At 72.2% G+C, this 17,401-nt stretch carries 12 protein-coding genes; 6 read left to right on the forward strand and 6 right to left on the reverse strand.

Annotated features, from left to right (window positions below; genetic code table 11):
• The first annotated feature begins 910 nt into the window (after positions 1-910).
• The 4 genes from ACIGG8_RS16435 (at position 911) to ACIGG8_RS16450 (ending at position 10,128) form a co-directional block, all read left to right on the forward strand.
• Positions 911-6,115, forward strand: coding sequence for a hypothetical protein (locus tag ACIGG8_RS16435; protein WP_396548600.1), 5,205 nt, complete (start codon positions 911-913; stop codon positions 6,113-6,115).
• 11 nt (positions 6,116-6,126) lie between these two features.
• Positions 6,127-7,569, forward strand: a complete 1,443-nt coding sequence (locus tag ACIGG8_RS16440; RefSeq protein WP_396548602.1) for a hypothetical protein — start codon at positions 6,127-6,129, stop codon at positions 7,567-7,569.
• Between the two features lie 740 nt (positions 7,570-8,309).
• A complete protein-coding gene (locus tag ACIGG8_RS16445) occupies positions 8,310-9,200 on the forward strand; it encodes a type I-E CRISPR-associated protein Cas6/Cse3/CasE (RefSeq protein ID WP_396548718.1) in 891 nt (296 codons plus the stop codon).
• Between the two features lie 529 nt (positions 9,201-9,729).
• Positions 9,730-10,128 (forward strand): bleomycin resistance protein, encoded by a 399-nt coding sequence (locus ACIGG8_RS16450; protein ID WP_396548603.1) that lies wholly within the window; start codon positions 9,730-9,732, stop codon positions 10,126-10,128.
• Between the two features lie 84 nt (positions 10,129-10,212).
• Here ACIGG8_RS16450 and ACIGG8_RS16455 read toward each other — a convergent pair whose 3' ends face one another.
• The 4 genes from ACIGG8_RS16455 to ACIGG8_RS16470 all read right to left on the reverse strand — a co-directional run bounded on the left by ACIGG8_RS16455 (position 10,213) and on the right by ACIGG8_RS16470 (position 13,775).
• The gene (locus ACIGG8_RS16455; protein ID WP_396548605.1) at positions 10,213-11,862 is read right to left on the reverse strand and encodes a DHA2 family efflux MFS transporter permease subunit; all 1,650 of its coding nucleotides are present in this window, start codon (positions 11,860-11,862) and stop codon (positions 10,213-10,215) included.
• 2 nt (positions 11,863-11,864) lie between these two features.
• Positions 11,865-12,140 carry a hypothetical protein gene (locus tag ACIGG8_RS16460; RefSeq protein WP_396548606.1) on the reverse strand — a complete coding sequence of 92 codons (276 nt, stop codon included), beginning with the start codon at positions 12,138-12,140 and terminating at the stop codon, positions 11,865-11,867.
• Between the two features lie 81 nt (positions 12,141-12,221).
• Positions 12,222-12,653 (reverse strand): SRPBCC family protein, encoded by a 432-nt coding sequence (locus tag ACIGG8_RS16465; protein ID WP_396548608.1) that lies wholly within the window; start codon positions 12,651-12,653, stop codon positions 12,222-12,224.
• Between the two features lie 183 nt (positions 12,654-12,836).
• Positions 12,837-13,775, reverse strand: a complete 939-nt coding sequence (locus tag ACIGG8_RS16470; RefSeq protein ID WP_396548609.1) for an oxygenase MpaB family protein — start codon at positions 13,773-13,775, stop codon at positions 12,837-12,839.
• A 290-nt stretch (positions 13,776-14,065) separates the two neighbouring features.
• On the opposite strand from ACIGG8_RS16470, the gene ACIGG8_RS16475 reads away from it, so the two are divergent.
• Both ACIGG8_RS16475 and ACIGG8_RS16480 read left to right on the forward strand, forming a co-directional pair.
• The gene (locus tag ACIGG8_RS16475; RefSeq protein ID WP_396548611.1) at positions 14,066-15,154 is read left to right on the forward strand and encodes a hypothetical protein; all 1,089 of its coding nucleotides are present in this window, start codon (positions 14,066-14,068) and stop codon (positions 15,152-15,154) included.
• Between the two features lie 167 nt (positions 15,155-15,321).
• A complete protein-coding gene (locus ACIGG8_RS16480; RefSeq protein WP_396548613.1) occupies positions 15,322-16,053 on the forward strand; it encodes a hypothetical protein in 732 nt (243 codons plus the stop codon).
• Between the two features lie 175 nt (positions 16,054-16,228).
• On the opposite strand, the gene ACIGG8_RS16485 is transcribed toward ACIGG8_RS16480, so the two are convergent.
• Both ACIGG8_RS16485 and ACIGG8_RS16490 read right to left on the reverse strand, forming a co-directional pair.
• Entirely contained in the window at positions 16,229-16,837 is a 609-nt protein-coding gene (locus ACIGG8_RS16485; RefSeq protein WP_396548614.1) for a hypothetical protein, read from the reverse strand.
• A 325-nt stretch (positions 16,838-17,162) separates the two neighbouring features.
• Complete coding sequence (locus tag ACIGG8_RS16490; RefSeq protein ID WP_350524502.1) at positions 17,163-17,333, reverse strand: hydrophobic protein; 171 nt, start codon at positions 17,331-17,333, stop codon at positions 17,163-17,165.
• Between the last annotated feature and the right edge of the window lie 68 nt (positions 17,334-17,401).

The following is a 17,401-nucleotide window of genomic DNA, read 5'->3' on the forward strand; positions in this document are numbered from 1 at the left end:
AGAGCGGCTGCTGTCGGTGCGGTAGCAGCCGCTTCGCAGGATCGGTCGCACCGCCAGGCCCGTCGCGGCGGCCCAAAACGGGACCGAGCCCCGGTCGACCACGCTCGACCGGGGCTCGAAGCAGCACGTGATCACCGACGGCAGCGGCACGCCGCTGGCCATCACCCTGACCGGCGGCAACCCGCCACGAGGTAACCCAATCCTGCCGCGGCTGAACGCGATCCCCCGAATTCGGGGCGGCCCGGGTTGAGGCCGTGAGCGTCGGGCTGCTCGACCCGCCCTCGCACGTGCGCGGCGAAATTCGGTTCACCGCAAATGAATTGGTTTTCGTGCGCAGCGGCGGGGAGACCTGGCAGACTGCGTGGCCGTGCCATCAGATGTGAGCGAGCTGCGAGGCTGGCTAATGGGGCTGGAGGATGACCAGCTCAGTCGCCTCCTGCAGATCCCGACGGAGCTCCCTGTCGCGGCGGGTATCCGCACGCAAGGCAGGACGCGGGAAAACGGCTGGAGACGACGCGAGCTGCGCGCCGCGCGGGCCTTCCTCGCGACCGCGCCGCTCGCCAGGCTGCGGCGTATCGCCCACCAGGCCGGCGGGTACGCGGCCCGTCTGCTGGCTGAGGGCTACGACTACCCGGAACGGGAGACGTTCACTCCCGGCCCGGAACAGTTGAGGCAGATGCTGTCAGCCCTCGAACCGACTCTGGCCCGTGCCTACCTTCACGCCCTGGCTGAACTTGAGCCGTCGGTCCTGGGACCGGGTGGAGAACAGCTGCCTGATCTAGTGGCATGCGCTGACACCCCAGGCGAACCGGTTGAATGCCGCTGCGCCAACACGGCGAGGGAACCGTCCGGTCCCTCCACCCCGTCCGATCCCTCCGCCCCGACCTCCGAGCCAGAGAGCGACGATCAGGTGAACAACCAGCCCGCCACCGCTGCGGAACTGTCGCTCTCCGTCGACATGTTGCGTGAGACCGCGAGCGAGCTGGCGGTCCGGCTACGCGCCTTCGCGGACCTCGCCGAGGCCGGACGGCCTGTCGAGCCGTCTCTGGAGGACGCATTGTCCGCCTATGCCGGTGCCCGGGCTGCGCTGCGCGACGTGCTGGAAGCGGCAGGAACCCGATGGACCGTGGACGGGGACTTCACCGACCTCGACCGGATCGTGGCTGAGCGCGCCGCAGTGGAGGAGGACGCTCGTACCCGCGAGGCCCGCATCGCCGAGCTCCGGACCCGGCACGGGATGTACGCCGATCTCCTCAGCCAGGAGGAGGACGAGATCGCCCGTGCCCATCTGACCCAGCTACGCGACCGGATCGCCGAACAGCTCGGGGAACTCGTGGGGGAGCGGCCCGTGGATGCCGGTCCGGCTCTGCCGCACCAGCGATCTGTGGCCGAGGACGACGCGACCGGCCGGCACCTGCAGGTCGATGCCGTGACGGTCGAGGACCTGGCTGAGGTCCAGGACACCCACATGTCGTCGGAGTCGGCCCCGCACATCGGCGCGGCCGTGGAGGGACCGGATCTCCAGAGCCAGGAGCGGGAGACCAACGCGGGCCCCGACATCACCACCGACGACGCCCTCGGAACCTCCAGCGCGCCGGAGCCCACCACCGCAGAGCCCGAGCCGGAGCCGGAGTCGGCCCAGGAGTTCCCTGCCACGCCCGAGCCGGAGCCCGAGCGCACGCCGGAGCCGGCCGAAGCACCCGAAGTGAGCGCGGAACGTGCTGAGCTCGAATCCTCGGACCCGGAACTGGGCGAGCGCGTCGCCTACCAGTCGTGGTCTCAGCCCATGCAGGGCAGGCTCCCGGTCGAGACCCTCATCCGCCAGGGCCGCCTTGCGGAGGCCTACTGGTTCACCCGGGGCTCGGACGAGTCCTCGCTGCGCTCCGACACCTTGGCCTTCGCTGAAGCGGCGTTCGCCTGCGACGACGAGTCCGCCGCCACCGCGGTGCTGGTTGCCTTCGGTCGCAGCGCCGCGGAGTTTCGGGACGATCGGATTGCTCAGGTGGCCGCTACGGTGGCGGCGCTGCGGGCGGGCCTGGTGGCCGGGTGGCCCAACGACATGCTCAGCCAGGGAGACCCGGGTGCGGGTCTGCCCGAGCCTTGGGCCCGCCTCGTCGACGCCGCCACGCAGACCGTCCGGCACTGCCGCCGCCTCGACCCCAGCGGGGGATGGCTGGTCGACTCCACGCTCCCCGGTGTGACCCGGGAGCAGCTCGGCGAGGAAGCCGAGGGCCTCCTCGCGGAGCTGCCCCGGCGCCGTATCGGCTACGAGCGGGCCACCCAGGTCTTGGCCCGTCTGGTCTCGGAAGGGCAGCCGTTGGGCGTCACCCTTGGCACGATCGTGGACTGGGCGAATGGTGAGGCCAGCCCGCAGGACCTCGACCAAGCGGCCGAGTTCTTCGGACGGCGCGACTCGGGGGAGCGCCTGATCGAGGCCGCCGACGCCCTCGTGGCCAGCCCGATGCAGGCCAAGGAGTCCATCGAGGCCAAGGCCAAGCGGGCACTGCTGCGGGCCATCACGGCGGTGGAAGACCTGCTGGCCCGCGCCCGGAACGTGGCGGTCTCGCAGGCCACCACCAGGGCCGACGTTGCCACCTCCCTGAGCCCGTTGCTTGCCGCCGTCACCAGTGCGCCGCCGCTGCCCGGTGTCGACGGCGCGATGCTCGATCTGCTCGGCCAGTGGCTGCGCGGCGAGGGTCCGCACACCGCTCCGCTGGTCGTCGCCGACGACTCCGAAGGACTCCGCGGCGACCTGCGCGAGCACGAGCCCAGCATCAAGCCCCTGCTCGCTCTGACCGCCCTGCCCCGTAGCGCCGACGGAAGTCCCGCCGCCGGGGCCGAGGGCTTTACCGCGGCCCTGGCGCCGCTGCTCGACGGCATCGACCCCGACGCGGCCGTGCGCGAGCATTGCGAGCACGGAGACGTTCACCTCGCCGAGGCCCTGGCCGCCGCTCTCGCCCAAGGCGCGGTCCCGGCCGCTGGCGGCGCCGACGGTCGGCCCGCTGACCAGGCCAGGACGATCGAGGCGGCCCGCGCGCAATGGGCCGCGCGGCTGCGTACCGAACACACCGTCGCCTCGGGCCTGCTCGCCGAGCTGCGCACCCAGCAGACACTCGACCCGGCCACTGCCCGGGAGTTCAGCGGCGAGCTGATCCGCCTTGAGCAGCCCCAGCCCGCCGGTGCGTACCGCGCTGTCGTCGAGCAGGTCCTCGCGCTCGCCGAGCAGCTGCGCGACGCGGTGCGCGAGTACGTCGTCAAGCTCCGCGCCGACATCGCCGAGCTGGACCTCACCCAGCGTGACCGCGCCCGGTTCGAGGAACTACTGGCGCACCAGGACACCGTCACCGCCGAGGAGTTCGTCTACCTGGCCAAGCGCGGCGAACCGCTGCCCGACTGGAACAGCTCCGACTGGGGCATCGAGCTGACGCAGTTCATGGCCGGCCTGGATGGGCGGACGGAGGCCGCGCGGCTTGAGCAGGGTTTCAGCGCCCTGCCGTGGGCCGAGCACTACGCCGAGGGGGAACTCACCGACGGCGTGCGCCCTGCCCTGGAGGCGTGGGAGGCGCTGTGTGACTCCACGCTGCGCGGCTCCGAGTGGCAGCGTCACCTTCAGCCCGTGCTGCGGATGCTGGGTCTGGAACCCGAGCAGGGCTCCCTCGCGCCCGTCGACGACGGCCGCCGCCGCTTCGGTCAGGTGCGGGGAACCGTGCGTGCGCGCGTCAGCGAGTCCCGCCCCGGGTACGTCGCCCCGCTCGGTTCCGCGGCCAACGGCCGGTACAGCGTGGTCATCGTGTCCGAGGAGCAGGTCGGGCGCAGCGTGCTGGACCTGCTGGACGAGTACGACAACGGCGCCACGCTGATCCTCTACCTCTACCCGATGGGCCTGGCCGGCCGACGCGAGCTGGTGGCCCGTGCCCGGACCGGGATGCGCCAGGCGTTGGTCGTCGACCCCGCCGTGCTCGGCTGGATCGCCGCCCGCTTCCCGCGCTCCTACCGAGCTACCCAGCGCGTGACCCTGCCGTGGACCGCTTTCAACCCCTACACGCCGTTCGTGGCCGGGCTGGTCCCGCCGGAGGTGTTCTACGGGCGCCGCGAGGAGATGACGGAGGTCGTCGACCCCCTCGGAGGGCTGTTTCTCTACGGCGGCCGACAGCTGGGCAAGTCCGCCCTCCTGCGGCGGGTCGAGGCCTCCTTCCCCACCGCGCCGAACCGGCACGCCGTCTACATCGACCTGAAGGCCCGAGGGATCGGCGAGGCCGAGCCGGCCGAGCGGATCTGGTACGAACTCACCCGGGAACTGCAGCGGATCGGAGTCCTTGACGCCAAGAGCTCGGCCGACGCCAAACCGGATGTGGCCGCCCGTCAGATCGAGAAGTGGATCACGGCCAACCCCGAGCGCCGACTCCTCGTGCTCGCCGACGAGGCCGACGCCTTTCTCACCGCCGACTCCCGCTCCGCTCGCGGCCGCGGAGGCGAGAGCATCTTCCCCAACGTCCAGCGGCTCAAGGGCCTGATGGAGCTCAGCCAGCGCCGCTTCAAGGTCGTCTTCGCAGGCCTCCACCAAGTCCAGCGCTTCAGCCACCTGTCCAACGTCACCACCCTGCACGGCGGTCCCGACGTTCTCGTCGGCCCGCTGCGGTCCTCCGAGGCGCAGCGTCTGGTGGCCGAGCCGATGGCCGCGCTCGGTTTCGTCTTCGAGCACCCCGCGCTGGTGTGGCGGGTGCTGGCCGCGACGAACTACCAGGCGTCCCTGGTGCAGATCTTCTGCGACCAGCTCGTCTCGGCCCTGCGGGCCAAGTCTGCTGCCGCCGCCCATTGGCCCATCACCGTGACCGCCGCCGACGTGCGCGCCGTCAGCGCCTCGCCCAAGGTGCACCAGTACATCGCGGAGCGGCTGCGCATCACCATCAACCTGGAGGACCGGTACCGGGTGCTCGCCCTGGTGATGGCCCTGCGCAGCCTTGAGGACGGGCACCGGCTCGGTTACCAGCCCGAGGAGCTGCTCCAGGAAGCACGCCGGCACTGGCCGGACGGCTTCCGCGGCCTCACCGTGACCGCGGTGCGCATCTACCTGGAGGAGCTGGTGGGTCTGGGAGTGCTGGTTCAGCAGCCGGGCCACAACCCCACCTTCGCGGTGCGCAGTCCCAACGTCGTCAACATGCTCGGCACCCGGGACTCGCTGGAGCTCGAACTGCGTGAGACCGAGTTCAGCCTCCCCTACGAGTACAACCCGCGTTTCTCCCGGCGCCTGCTCGGCCAGGGCGCCGGGGGCGTCCAGATGCTCAGCCCGCTGACCGAGGAGCAGTTGCACACCGTGACCGGCCAGGGAGTCAGCGCGGTGTGCGCGACGGACGCGTTCGGCCCCAACCGTGTCATCAAGGCGGTCGAGGTCTACGCCGGCGCCCGCGGCATCACGGTCAGCCGAAGCGGCCCCGATCTGTCCGCGCACCTCGCCGAGCAGGCCCAGGTACGGACCCCGCAGCTGGTTCTGGTCGACATGCGCAACCGTGGCCAGGCCGAACTGAACGACGCCCTTGCCCGGCTCCAGGAGCACACCGCCGCGACACGGTCGCGCAAGAAGTCGCCTCCGGCCGTCAGGTCCGCCGTGATACTGGTCGACCCGATGGGCGTCTACGCCCGAACGGACCTCATCGGCGACGCGATCCGGCCCGAGCGGTGGACCGCGGACAGCCTGCGCGCCTGGCCGGAGTGCCCCTTCGACACCCCTGAGCGCCGCCGACAGCTGGTGGAGGCCACCGGCGGCTGGCCCGAGCTGGTCGAACTGACCATCCACCAGGTCTCCCGTACCAACACCCCCCTGGAGGCCGCGCTCACGCGCATCCGCGCCCATACCGCCACCTCCGACTTCGCCCACCAACACCTCCAGCGGGTCGGGCTGGACACCGAGCTCGCCGAACTGCTCACCCACTGGACCGAACTCCTGGACGCACCCGAGGAGGACACGCCCGCGCGGATCGCGGACGTCATCGGCGTACCGGAGGACCGGATCCTGGACGTGGTCCGCAGGCTGACGGACCTCGGCGTCCTCGACCAGGGGGAGAACGGAATCGCGCTGGACCCGGTGACCTTCCGAGCCCTCGCGGCCCGCCCGTGACGACCGCTGCGATGCTTCACGCCGTCGAGCACCACGACCTCGCCGCCCTGCCGGGGGCCAGGCTCTGGCTGCGTCACGTCGCCGACGACCTGGACGCCGGCAGCAGTTGCCTGCTGCTGTTCCCTGCGACGATGCCCCACCCGGAACCCCTCCTCGGGGACCTTCTTGCCGGCCAGTCGCACTGGCGTACGGTGCCGCCGCCGGACCCCGTCGACCAGGACACGGCTCAGCCCCCCCACGAACCGTTAGCAGCCGCCGGACCTGAACACCTGTGGTCCGGCCAGCTCCCGGTCCTGGATGCCGAGGACGGCTTCGTCGCCGGCATCATGGCCGCGGCATTCGGTGACGAGAGCTCCGCACCGGAGCCCTTCATCCCGCGTGCCCGGACAGCTCCCGACCGCTCCCGGGGCATCGAAACCCGACTGGAAAGCCTTCTCGACACGCACCCCACCGCGCGAGACCTGTACCAGCGGCTCACCACCAGCCCGCACACGGACGGCTGCGTCTACGTCGTCAACGCCACGCGCGAGGACGACCCCGAAGCGATCGCCCACCTCCTGCTGCGTCTTCCCGCCGCGGCGAAGGAAGCGGGCCTGCCGCCCCACCAGCGCCCCAAACTCCTCGTCACCGCCACCCCCGACCATCTGCCCGCGGCCTACCCCGACCGGCTCGCGAGCGAGGACATCGCGGTCCACTGGTGGTGGGGCGCCCTGAGCCGGGTCGACACCTCGGCGATCGCTACCGTGAACCGGCCTCGCCGCTCCCGCTCGGCCCTCACCGCCCGCCAACGGATCGAGGAAGCCGTCACCCTCGCCACCGTGGTCGAGGTGTGCGGGCCCTTCCTAGGCCACGCGTCCCACCTCGCTGCTCACTGGGACGGCAGCCCCGACACCTTGCGCAAGGCCCTCGCCGCCGCCTGCGCGGCCCATCCCGCACCCGCCGTGCCGACGCCCGCGATCCCGCGTACGGGCGGCCTGTCCGGTCGGCCCCCGTCGTCCCTGCGTGGACCGTGGAACGCGGGCACCGTGGACTCCTGGGATGGACACCTGCGGCCTCACCCCGCGGCCATGCTCGCCCCCGGCACGGAACTGTCGCTGGACACGCTTGTCTGGCTCGCTCAGAGCCGCACGCTGCTCCCGCTCATCGACGACGCCCGGGAGGTCCTGGTGACTGCCGTCCTGCCCGCCGCCCTCCTGCCCGCCGAGCAGATGGCCGCCAGCTACGGCCCTGAGCGCCGGTCCCAACCCGCCGGCGCCGCCACCGACGTCGCCGAGCTGCTGCGCGGGATGGAACTCAACATGCTGGCCCGTGCCAAGCGGGCCGGACACGTTCGGCTCACCCTCCCTCAGAGTGCCCGGCTCGCCATCCTGCTTGAGGCCCGCAACTGCCTCTCTCATCGAGAACCGCTCGGTACCGGGCCCCTGGCGAAGCTGTACGAACACCTCAGCTCGTAAATCGGCGGCATGTGCCCCGCTGAAGACCACGCGCGCACGGGTGCGCCGGTCTCCACGGGCAGAGTGCCGTGCGGAACCGTGTGACCGGCGTGGTAGGGGGAGGCATCCTGAGGCCACGGCCGATGCTGGAGCCAACCCCAGCGGTCCAAGCCCGTACACGCGGGGTGCTGGGTGGGTGTCCTGGGCTGTAGCGGTGGTTGGCGTGGTTGCGGGGCCGGGAGCCTTGGTGAGGGCGGCAGGTCGAGGAGTCGAGGGGGTCAGGTCGCGTCGTCCGCGGCGTGGGGTGCACTGGCTGGCGGGCTTGTGCTGTCCGCGGCTGTCCGTTTGGACTGGGTGGGACGGCAGTCTGGCTGAATGGGCATCGTGAATGAGGTTGTTGCTGGACTTGCGCTTGCGGGGATTCTGGGCTGCGGTCGCTGGGTGCGTCTGCGATGGCGTGCCGTGCAGGTGCGGCGCAGACGTTCGGTGGGCGCTGGCACTCGGGAGAGCGCGGCTGGTGATGGTCGGCCGGTAGGGCAGGAGCTGGATGAGGGGGGTCGGTAGGCGTGGGGAGGTCGGGGATCCTGGGTATGCCTGTCTTGCCGCCGGGAGCACTGCGTGAGCTGAATGAGATGCTGCGTGCGCTTCACCGTGATGCAGGTGGTCCGTCGGTGCGGGAGATGGCAGAGGGCGCAGGCGTCGGGCATACGACAGTGCATAACGTGTTCACGAAGGCCCGGCTGCCACGCTGTGATCCCGTCATGAGAGTGGCGGGCTTCCTCGCGGAGCGGTCACGGGCCGGTGCCGGTGACTGGGAGGGGTTTCTGGATGCTCAGTCGAAGCGGGTCTTCGAGCTGTGGAAGGCTGCTTGTGGCGAGCAGGACCGCCCGTGGAAATCACAGGAGGGTGCCCTGAAGGGTGGCCGGCCCGAAACAGGGCGATCGTCGGCTGGCCTGCGAGGCCGGAACTTCACTGCATGCCACAGCATTCTTGTGCTTGATCTCGAACATTCGCATGGTGCTCAACTTTTGCTTGATGCAAGGAATTTGAGCCGCACGGTGATGTCGGGCTTCACTGGTTGGAGTCACGGGCACCGAGGGTTGAGGTCCTCGTTGCAGGTCCTGTCTGATTGGACGGTGGACCTCGACGCGAATCTGCTCCGTCTGGTCGTCCAGTCGCGGGTCGCACCGGACTGGACGAACATCCCGCGCCGCGCGCTGGCCGAAGGGCCTGCTGTCCGTACCGTCAGCCACAGGTTCGTGGAGGGGGATGTATTCGCCTTTCGTACTGTCATCCAGCCCGTCAGTCACGTGAGTCAGCCGTCGGGGCGGGGTAGGCGGGTCAGCCGGAAAGGGCCGGAAGCCGCTCGTGAGTGGTTCACGAAGCGGCTACAGGGGCCTGACGAACCCCGGCATGACTTGCGAGGCATCGTACGGATCGGAGCCCAGCCCGGCTCGGATGGCCTCAGCGTGCGAAGCGTGCCGGCTGCCACGAGTACCCAGGGCTCATGCAAGGGACTCCACATCGATCGTGCCGAGGTCAGTGGGACTTTGGAGGTCACTGACCCGGCGGCGTTCGTGACTGCGCTGACACACGGCATAGGCCATGGCCGTTCGTACTCGTGCGGCCTGCTCCTGCCACAGCTCTTCTGACCGTTCTCCGCACTGCTGTTCCAGGCGTTGCCGGTGGCACGGCGTCGGCGGCGGAGGTCGCGTTGGGCGCGGGCGCATTCGCGGGAGCAGTATTTGACGACGGTGGTGCGGTGTTGGCCTTCGACGCGGCCGCGCTGGCGGACGGAGCCACCGCCCTGCGGACCGGCGCTCCCGTGTCCGCCAGCTGCTTCGCCTAGCTGGCGGACCAGCAGGCGGAGACCTTCGAGGCGCTTCGCCGCGCCGCCTCGGCGTGAATGGGAGCCGGGTCCAGGCCGTTGGTGGAGGTCGCGTACTCGTTCCTGGCGAGCGCCCTTCGGTGGGTTCGAGAGCCACGTCGGTGAGTTTGACAGCCACTGACCGGGTGACCCGGACGGCCGGTCGGAACGTCCGCGGGCAGCTGGGCCGGGGACCCCGACAGCCCTGTCGGCCGCCTGCTGGTGCGACTCCCTGGGGGCCCTCTCCTGCAGGTGAAGGCCGTCTGACGCGTATTCACCACGGGTCCGAGTCGGGATTGCCCTAGGGTGGCGTCATGGACGAGCGCGAGGAGTGCGTCGAGTACGCGGTGCCGGTCCTGCCGAGTCGGGACCTGGGGGAGACCTCGGAGTTCTACTCCCGCCTGGGCTTCGAGGAGCGTGGGCGCTGGGACGGGGAGGACGGCTACCTGATCGTCGTCCGGGGCACGCTCGAACTCCACTTCCGCCACGATCCCGACGTGGACCCGCTGGCCACGGCCGGCAGCTGCTACCTGCAGGTCCGTGACGCGGACGCGCTCCACCGCGACTGGGCACGGCTCGGCGTGCCCACCGACCGGGCCACCGGCAGCCGACTGACGTCGCCCGTCGACACCGCCTACCGGATGCGGGAGTTCGCGCTGGTCGACCGCAGCGGCAACCTGCTGCGCATCGGCAGCCCGGGCAGGCAGCGCTGAGGCCAACGGCATCGCGACCACGTGATTTTCGGCTACCCGTACGCCCGGTGGACGCGAGGACGCCGTGGTCGTGTGGTCATGTGGTCATGGCGGGGGCGCGGCGGTGTTCGGGAGAGTGGGGTCGGCCGCCGTTCGGGGCAGGGTGGCTTTGAGGCGGAGGGCGCTGAGCAGCCCCAGGGTCAGGGCGCCGGCGGCAGTGTAGGCGGCCAGGGAGGTCGCGGACGTGAAGGATTCCTGGGCGCGTTGGCCGGCGGTGCGGGTCGCGCTCCGGTCGAGGAGGGGCCGGATGCCGGTGCCGCCGCTGCGCTGGACGGCGGTGGCGATGGCGTGGGCCCGGGCAGGCGGGAGGCCCTCTGTGCGCAGGGCGTGGGTGAGGTCGGAGGAGAGGGTGGTGAAGAGCACGGTGCCGAGCAGGGCGATGCCGAGGGCGGAGCCGATCTGGCGGGTGGTGCTCTGGATCCCCGATCCCTGGCCGGACTGGGTGACGGGGACGTCGGTGAGGACGATCCCGGTGATCCGGGCGGTGGCCCAGCCGACGCCGATGCCGTAGACGAGGAGGAAGGGGGTGACGTGCCAGCCGTTGCCGTGCGGGGAGAGCACGAGGCCGATGCCGGCGACACCCACCAGCTCGCAGGCGATGCCGGCGATGACGAGGTTCAGGGTGCCGATGCGGGGGGCGAGGACGGCGCTCAGGCCGCTGGCGGCGAAGCTGCCGACGGCGAGTGGCAGGAGGGCCAGGCCGGCGTCGAACGCCGAGTAGCCGAGGACGTTCTGGAACCACAGGGGCAGCGAGAAGAGGATGCCGAATTCGCCGAGGCTGACGATGCCGGCCACGATGTTGCCGTTGCGGAACGAGGGGATGGAGAAGAGCCGCAGGTCCAGGAGCGCGGTCCTGCCGTGGCGGTTGCGGTGCCGTTCCACCACGACGAAGGCCACCAGGCAGGCCAGCCCGCCCGCCAGGGCGACGGGGACGGGCGAGAGGTGCCGGCCGAGCAGCGGGAAGGGCTTGAGCGGGGCCCACCAGCCGTAGGTGCGGCCCTCGATCAGGGCGAACACGATGCCGGTGAACCCGAGGACCGACAGGGCGGCCCCGGCGAGGTCGACGCCGCGTTCGGCTCGTTCGCTGCGGCTCTCGGTGACGAACACGAGCACACCGGCGGCGACGAGGGCCCCCAGCGGCAGGTTGATGGCGAAGGCCCAGCGCCACGACAGGTGGGTGGTCAGGTAACCGCCGAGCAGGGGTCCGAGGGCGGCGGTGCCGCCGATGGTGGAGCCCCAGACGGCGAAGGCCTGCGCGCGTTGCCGCCCCCGGAAGCCGGCGTTGATCAGCGCCAGCGATGTCGGGAGCATCATCGCGCCGCCCGCGCCCTGGACCAGGCGGGCGCCGATCAGGGCGGGGCCGCCGGTGGCCGTCGCGGCGGCGAGGCTGGCGGCGGTGAAGACGGCGGTTCCGGTCAGGAAGACACGGCGGCGCCCGAGGCGGTCGCCGGTGCGCCCGGCCAGGAGCAGGAGGGCGGCGAAGACGAGGGTGTAGGTCTCCTGCACCCACTGGGCGTCGCTGGAGGTGATGTGCAGGTCGTCGACGATGCTGGGGATGGCGACGTTGACGATCGTGGAGTCGACGATGATCAGGGCCACGCCGAGGCTGATCGCCACGAGACCCCACCAGCGGCGCGGACCGGCGGCCGTGGCGCCGGCCGGGTCGGACGTGTTCGCTCGGGCGGTGCTGCTCATCGTCACTCCTCGCTGGCGGGTCGGTGGTCCGACGGGAGGGAGGTGGGTGGTGCGGGCGGCGGTGTCCGCGGCCCGCACCCGCCGGGCGGGGCCGCGTGCCCCGCGGGCGGCTGCGGGGTCAGCGCCGCAGTGAGCCGGTCGAGCATGTCGGTGTCGGCGACGGCGTCCAGGATCACCAGCAGCACATCGAGCAGAGGACCGTTGCCCGCCGCCACCGCCCGGCAGATCAGATCCACCAGGTCGGCCGAGTCCGGCCGGCGGGAGCGGGCGACACTCACGGGATGCCTGCCGCGCGGTTCACCGGGCCGGGGGCGCCCGGCGCGCGTCCGACCCGCACGCACCGGGCACGGCGCCGTGGGTCACCGCTGTGCTAGCACCCGGGGAAGCCGCTCGGCGACCGCGTCCGCGAGACGCTCGAACTCGGCCCGCAGGAACGGCGCCGCGAGGCGAGCCAGGCCGTGAAAGCGCAGCGACGCGCGGTAGACGACCAGCGTGCGGCCCTCCGAGGCGCGGACCGTGATGTCGTCCGTGGCCGTGACGGTACGGTTGCGTCCGACGAACACCAGCCGGTCGGGCCGGTACTCCTCCAGGCGGTAGCCCAGGTCGGTCTGCCGCCCTCGAAACCGCGAGGTGTTGCGCCAGCGCGCCCCCGCCACGAGCGGACCGGGGTCCAGGCGCACGCAGGCCACGGTGCCCGGATCCCACTCCACCGTGTTGCCGAAGTCCGCCAGGTACCCCACCACCTCCCCGGCAGGGCGCCCGACCACCATGCTGCGTTCCACGCTGATCATCAGCTCGCCTCTCCGTCGTGGCCCGCGGCGTCTGCGGGCCGCCGCCCTCCTGTTCGATGCGGACGCCTCCGCGGATGGCTGCCGTGGCCGAGCACCCGGGACACCGGCGGCCCCGGCGTGCCGTCTTCTGGCGGTGCGCAGGCCGTGCGCTCGCGCCCAGGCCGTGCGCTCGCGCCCAGGCCGTCACGGGCCCTGGACGTTCTCACGGGCCTTGGACGTTCGGGTCTTGGACGTTCTCACGGGTCCTGGGACGTTCTCACCGGGGGGCGTCCACAGGTCCGGGTCGTGCCGCCGCCGGGCCGCGGCCAGGTGCGGGCCCTCCCGCCAGGACCGGGGCAGGCGCAGGGCAGCCTGCCGGAGCAGCCTGGCCTGCGCCGTCACCAGGGGCTCCGTGGCCGGGCAGACGGGCAGGCCGTACATGCGGCGCGCCCACGGCGGCAGCAGGCCCACCGCGCAGCCGACCAGCGCCGCCCAGGCCGGACGAAGCGGGCCGGCGAGACGGGCCCGACCGTGCAGGGGCGGCAGCACGGCGAACCGCATCGCCTCCCGAGCGGCCGGCGTCACCCGCGGCAGCGGGCGCACCGACACCATGTAGGCGTCCAGGTCCCTCACGCCGGTGGGAACCGGGAAGTCCTGCGGAACGCCGACGAGGTGAGCCACCCGCGCCTGCTCGGCGAGATAGCGGTCCGCTTCGGCCTCGCCGAGGGCCAGCCCGCTGCGCCGCGCCACGGTCAGGAACGAGCCGACCTCCGCGCAGTGGACCCAGGTCAGCAGCTCCGGGTCGTCGGCCCGGTAGGACCGGCCGGTTTCCGGATCGGTCCCGCGCACGTGTTCGTGGATCAGCCGAACCCGCTGGACGGCCTCGCGGACTTCGCCGCCGTTGCCGTAGGTCACCGCGCCGACGAAGTGCGCCGTCCGGTAGAGCCGGCCCCACGGGTCCTCGCGGAACGCCGAGTGCTGCGCCACCGCGGCCATGGCGAGGGGGTGCAGTGCCTGCAGGAGCAGGGCCCGTAGACCGCCCAGGACCATGGACGGGTCGGCGTGCACGGTCCAGGACACCGAGTCGGGTGTGAACAGTCCCGCTGCGGGGACCACCGCCGGGCCGGACGGCTTGCCGTTCATCGCGGGCCCCGCGGTGCCGTGCGCGTCCCGGACCTTTGCCGCGGACCGGACACAGGGTGACGGAAGAGGACATGGCGCCAGTACGGGGACAGCAGCGGACTGCCGACCGGCCGGGCCGGGTCCACCGCCACCGGTTCGATGATCATCGGCGTCCCTCCTTCCGGTGTCGCCGCATCCGATCATGCGCTCCTGCCGCCGGGCCGGGAACTCGCAGCGTTGCTGCACCGAGACCGGTGGAACCGCCCCGGCCCGGCTCCCCGCCCGTCCGGCGAGCTGCCTAGGCTGGCCCGATGAGCGACGGGGTGTGGGAGATGTTCCTGGCGGGGGCGGAGCCGGGGGCCGAGTTGCGCAGGAAGTGGCGGTCCGGGCTCGGGGGCCGGCCGGACGCGCCGGCAGAGGTGCTGCTCGCCCTGCTGGAGGGCGACGAGCTGCACTTCCTGTACCGGAGCGGGCTGCCCGCGCCGGTGCTGGACGCGGCGGTTCTGCACCCGTCCAGGAGGGTGTGGGGGCGGGTGGCCGAGTCCGGGGCGCTGTCACCCGGGCAGTGGGAGCGCCTGCTGGACGCGCTCGCCGGGCGCGGGGCGGGCGGAGCACTGCTCGCGCTCGTGCGCGAGCTGCGGGACGACTTCGCCGCGCGCGGAGAGCGCACCGGGGTCGGGGTGGAGCGTCCGCCCGGTCCGGACGCGGTGCCGCCCCGAACGTCCGCGGAGATCGCCGCGCTGGCCGACACCGTCCCCGAGATCCCCGCCGAGGACCGGACGTACGCGCTCTGGTGGGTCGGCGCGCTGTTCCACGACCCGGACGCGATGCGGCAGTTGGCCGCCCACCCGAACCGGTGGGTCCGCCGCAGCGTGGCCCGCGCGCCCCGGCTGCCCGCCGACGTCGCCGCCCGGCTCGGGCAGGACGAGGACCGGGTGGTGCGACTCTTCCTCACCGAGTCCTGCGCGGACGCCCCCGCCGAGACCCTGCTGGACGTGTGGAGCTGGTGGTCCGGAAGCTTCACCTTCCCCGGCCGGCCCCGCAACCACCCCAACTTCCCGCGCGAGGGCCTGCGCCGCCACGCGGACGATCCCCGCCCCCGGGTGCGGCTGCTCGCCCTGGACGACCCGGCCGCGCCGCCCGCGCTGGCCGCCCGCCTCGCCGCCGACCCCGACCGGGAGGTCCGCACCCGCGCCGCCGAGGACCTGCGCCTGCCGTCGGCCTCGGCCCTCACCCTGCTCGACGACCCCGACCCGACGGTCCGTCGGGTCGCCGCCCGCCACCCGGCGCTGCCCGCTGCGACCCTGGCCGCCCTGCTCCGTGACCCCGCCACGGCCGAGGACGCCGCCCGCAACCCCGCCGTCCCGATGCCGGTGGCCCTGTGGATGGCCGCCTGCTGAGGGGCCGGCCACCCCGGCCCCACGATCCGTCGCGCCGGGCACCCCGGCGCCACGATCCGTCGCGGGACCGGGACGTGTACCGACCGCCGGGTGAAGCCCGCGTGGCGGCGGTGATCGCCTTCCCGGGCGGGGGCGTTGACAGGGTGTGGGCTTAGCCTGGCGCTGTGATGAGTCGAAATCGAACCTCCCGTACCGGCGCAGCCGTCCTCGTGGCCGCCGGCCTCGTGTTCCTCACCGGCTGCGGCGGTGGTGGCGGTGGTGGCGGCGGTGCCAGTGCCAGTGCCAGTAGCAGTAGTGACAGCAAGGCGAGGCAAGTCGGCTGGTACCGCACGGTCGGCGACCTCTGTGCGGTGATGGGCGATCCGGGCCTGCCGGGACAGCTGAGGCGCTCCATACCGGTGACGAGCGAGGGGATCGAGAGCGACCCGTCCACGACGCTCAGCTGCAGCTACGACGCCGGTCCGGCGACTGAGGACTGGCGGGTGACCGTCGATGCGGTGGTCTTCGAGGCGGCCCACGCCTGCCACTGGCTGGAGGTCGATGCGGACATCGCCAAGTCCCCGCTCGACGGCCCCAAGCCGACCGAGACGCGGAAGTTCGAGATGACCGACGGCGGTGGGCTCGGCCAGGAGGGCTACCAGTCGGCGGTCCGGCACCCGCTCACCGACACCATCCCCGGGCCGGTCGACCAACTGACCTTCAAGTCGGCCGTCTGCGACGGCAATCTGAGCCTGACGGTCGACATCGACTACGGCGCGGGCTCGGGGATGTCCGCGGACTACCCGGGCGCGCTCGACAAGGCGGAGGAGGCGTCGCGGAAGAAAGCCGCCGAACTCCTCAAGGGGGCGCGGGAGAAGCTGTACGAGCGTGCGATGAGCCCACAGCCGACGGCTTCGTGACAGGCGGGCGCCCCGGCCCGGAGCGCCACCACGCGGGAGCGGGTGGCGCTCGGCCAGGACGTCACCGCCCAGGGTGTGACCCGGGGCGCTCGGGTCGTTCGGCACCGTCACCGGCCGGTGGTGCGACCGTGCGGCGCCGTCGCGGTCGCGGGTTCTCGCGTCGCCGGGCCGTGGTTCAGCCCAGCGTGCAGGCGAGCTGTGCCTTGACCGCGTTCCGGAGGTCCTCCTGGGCGCGGCACTGGCCGCTGTAGACGTCCTGCCACTGGGGGCTGATGAGGTGGACGTTCACGATCTCGGTCACGATGTTGACGTTCCCCTGGGCCACGATGGTGTTGTGCGCCACCGCCACCTGTCCCGTCGGGGCCGTCTGGGCGCCGATGACGCCGCCCTCGCCGTAGACCAAGTTGGTGATCTTGGTGTAGACGGTCACCTCCTTGCCCTGGATGGTGTTGCCGACGATGGCAACCGGCCAGTCCTTGTAGTTTCGCTGCCAGCCGTTGTGGGTCTTCTGGTTCAGGGCGGTCACGGCGCCGTACCCCAGCTTGACGATCCAGCGGTGCGGGAGCACCGCGCGCCCGGCCGGGTGGTCGCGGGGCTGGGCGGGGTCGCCCAGCTCCACCTCGCTGAACAGGGCCTGGGTTCCGAGGTCCAGGCGCTCCGCAGCCGGGCCCGCCTGGGGCGCCGCGTCGGCCGGCGCGGCGACGCCGCCGGTGACGGCGAGGGCCGCGACCCCGGCGACCACGGCCGCCTTCCAGGTCCCGCCGGGCCGATGACTGATTGCCATTCCGTTACTCCTACGTTCTCATCGCTCAACGGATGCGCGGCACGCCGGACGCATCCGCCGCCGGGCACCGCCCGGCGCACACCACGCTCGCCGACGTCCTCCCCGGCCCGCATCAGTCATTTGACTGCCGGTCACGCCGGGACCCCGGGCCTCCGCGTCGTGGCCGGGGAGTCGGCCACCGCAGCGTGCCGTGGTCGGCGGCGGGGCGCGGGCGGGGGCAGGCGGGGACGGCGCGCGCCGTTCCGGGCGGACGGTCGGCACGGTACGGCACCGGGAGTTCCTCCTCGACGGCGGTGCCGAAGTCACCGCCGTGCAAACGCGGTTGTCACCACCGGTACCAGCGGCGGCGGCCGCCGGCATCGTCGACGGTGCGGACCACGAAGCCGAGGAGCCACACCGCCAGGACGAACAGAGCCACCCACCACAACACCTTCAGCGCGAACCCCAGGCCGAAGAGCACCACGGCGAGCAGCAGTACGAGCAGAAGAGCACCCATGGATCGGTCATCTCCTTCGTCTGTTGTCTGTTGTTTGTCGAGGACGTACATGCTGGTGACCCGATCGG

This window comes from Kitasatospora sp. NPDC085464, assembly GCF_044541955.1.
GTDB lineage: Bacteria > Actinomycetota > Actinomycetes > Streptomycetales > Streptomycetaceae > Kitasatospora.

Excerpts from the sequence above, each read along its gene's own strand:
- ACIGG8_RS16440 (WP_396548602.1), top strand. The coding sequence starts at position 6,127 with ATGCTTCACGCCGTCGAGCACCACGACCTCGCCGCCCTGCCGGGGGCC.
- ACIGG8_RS16445 (WP_396548718.1), top strand. The coding sequence starts at position 8,310 with ATGAGAGTGGCGGGCTTCCTCGCGGAGCGGTCACGGGCCGGTGCCGGT.
- ACIGG8_RS16450 (WP_396548603.1), top strand. The coding sequence starts at position 9,730 with ATGGACGAGCGCGAGGAGTGCGTCGAGTACGCGGTGCCGGTCCTGCCG.
- ACIGG8_RS16455 (WP_396548605.1), bottom strand. The coding sequence starts at position 11,862 with ATGAGCAGCACCGCCCGAGCGAACACGTCCGACCCGGCCGGCGCCACG.
- ACIGG8_RS16465 (WP_396548608.1), bottom strand. The coding sequence starts at position 12,653 with ATGATCAGCGTGGAACGCAGCATGGTGGTCGGGCGCCCTGCCGGGGAG.
- ACIGG8_RS16470 (WP_396548609.1), bottom strand. The coding sequence starts at position 13,775 with ATGAACGGCAAGCCGTCCGGCCCGGCGGTGGTCCCCGCAGCGGGACTG.
- ACIGG8_RS16475 (WP_396548611.1), top strand. The coding sequence starts at position 14,066 with ATGAGCGACGGGGTGTGGGAGATGTTCCTGGCGGGGGCGGAGCCGGGG.
- ACIGG8_RS16480 (WP_396548613.1), top strand. The coding sequence starts at position 15,322 with ATGAGTCGAAATCGAACCTCCCGTACCGGCGCAGCCGTCCTCGTGGCC.
- ACIGG8_RS16485 (WP_396548614.1), bottom strand. The coding sequence starts at position 16,837 with ATGGCAATCAGTCATCGGCCCGGCGGGACCTGGAAGGCGGCCGTGGTC.
- ACIGG8_RS16490 (WP_350524502.1), bottom strand. The coding sequence starts at position 17,333 with ATGGGTGCTCTTCTGCTCGTACTGCTGCTCGCCGTGGTGCTCTTCGGC.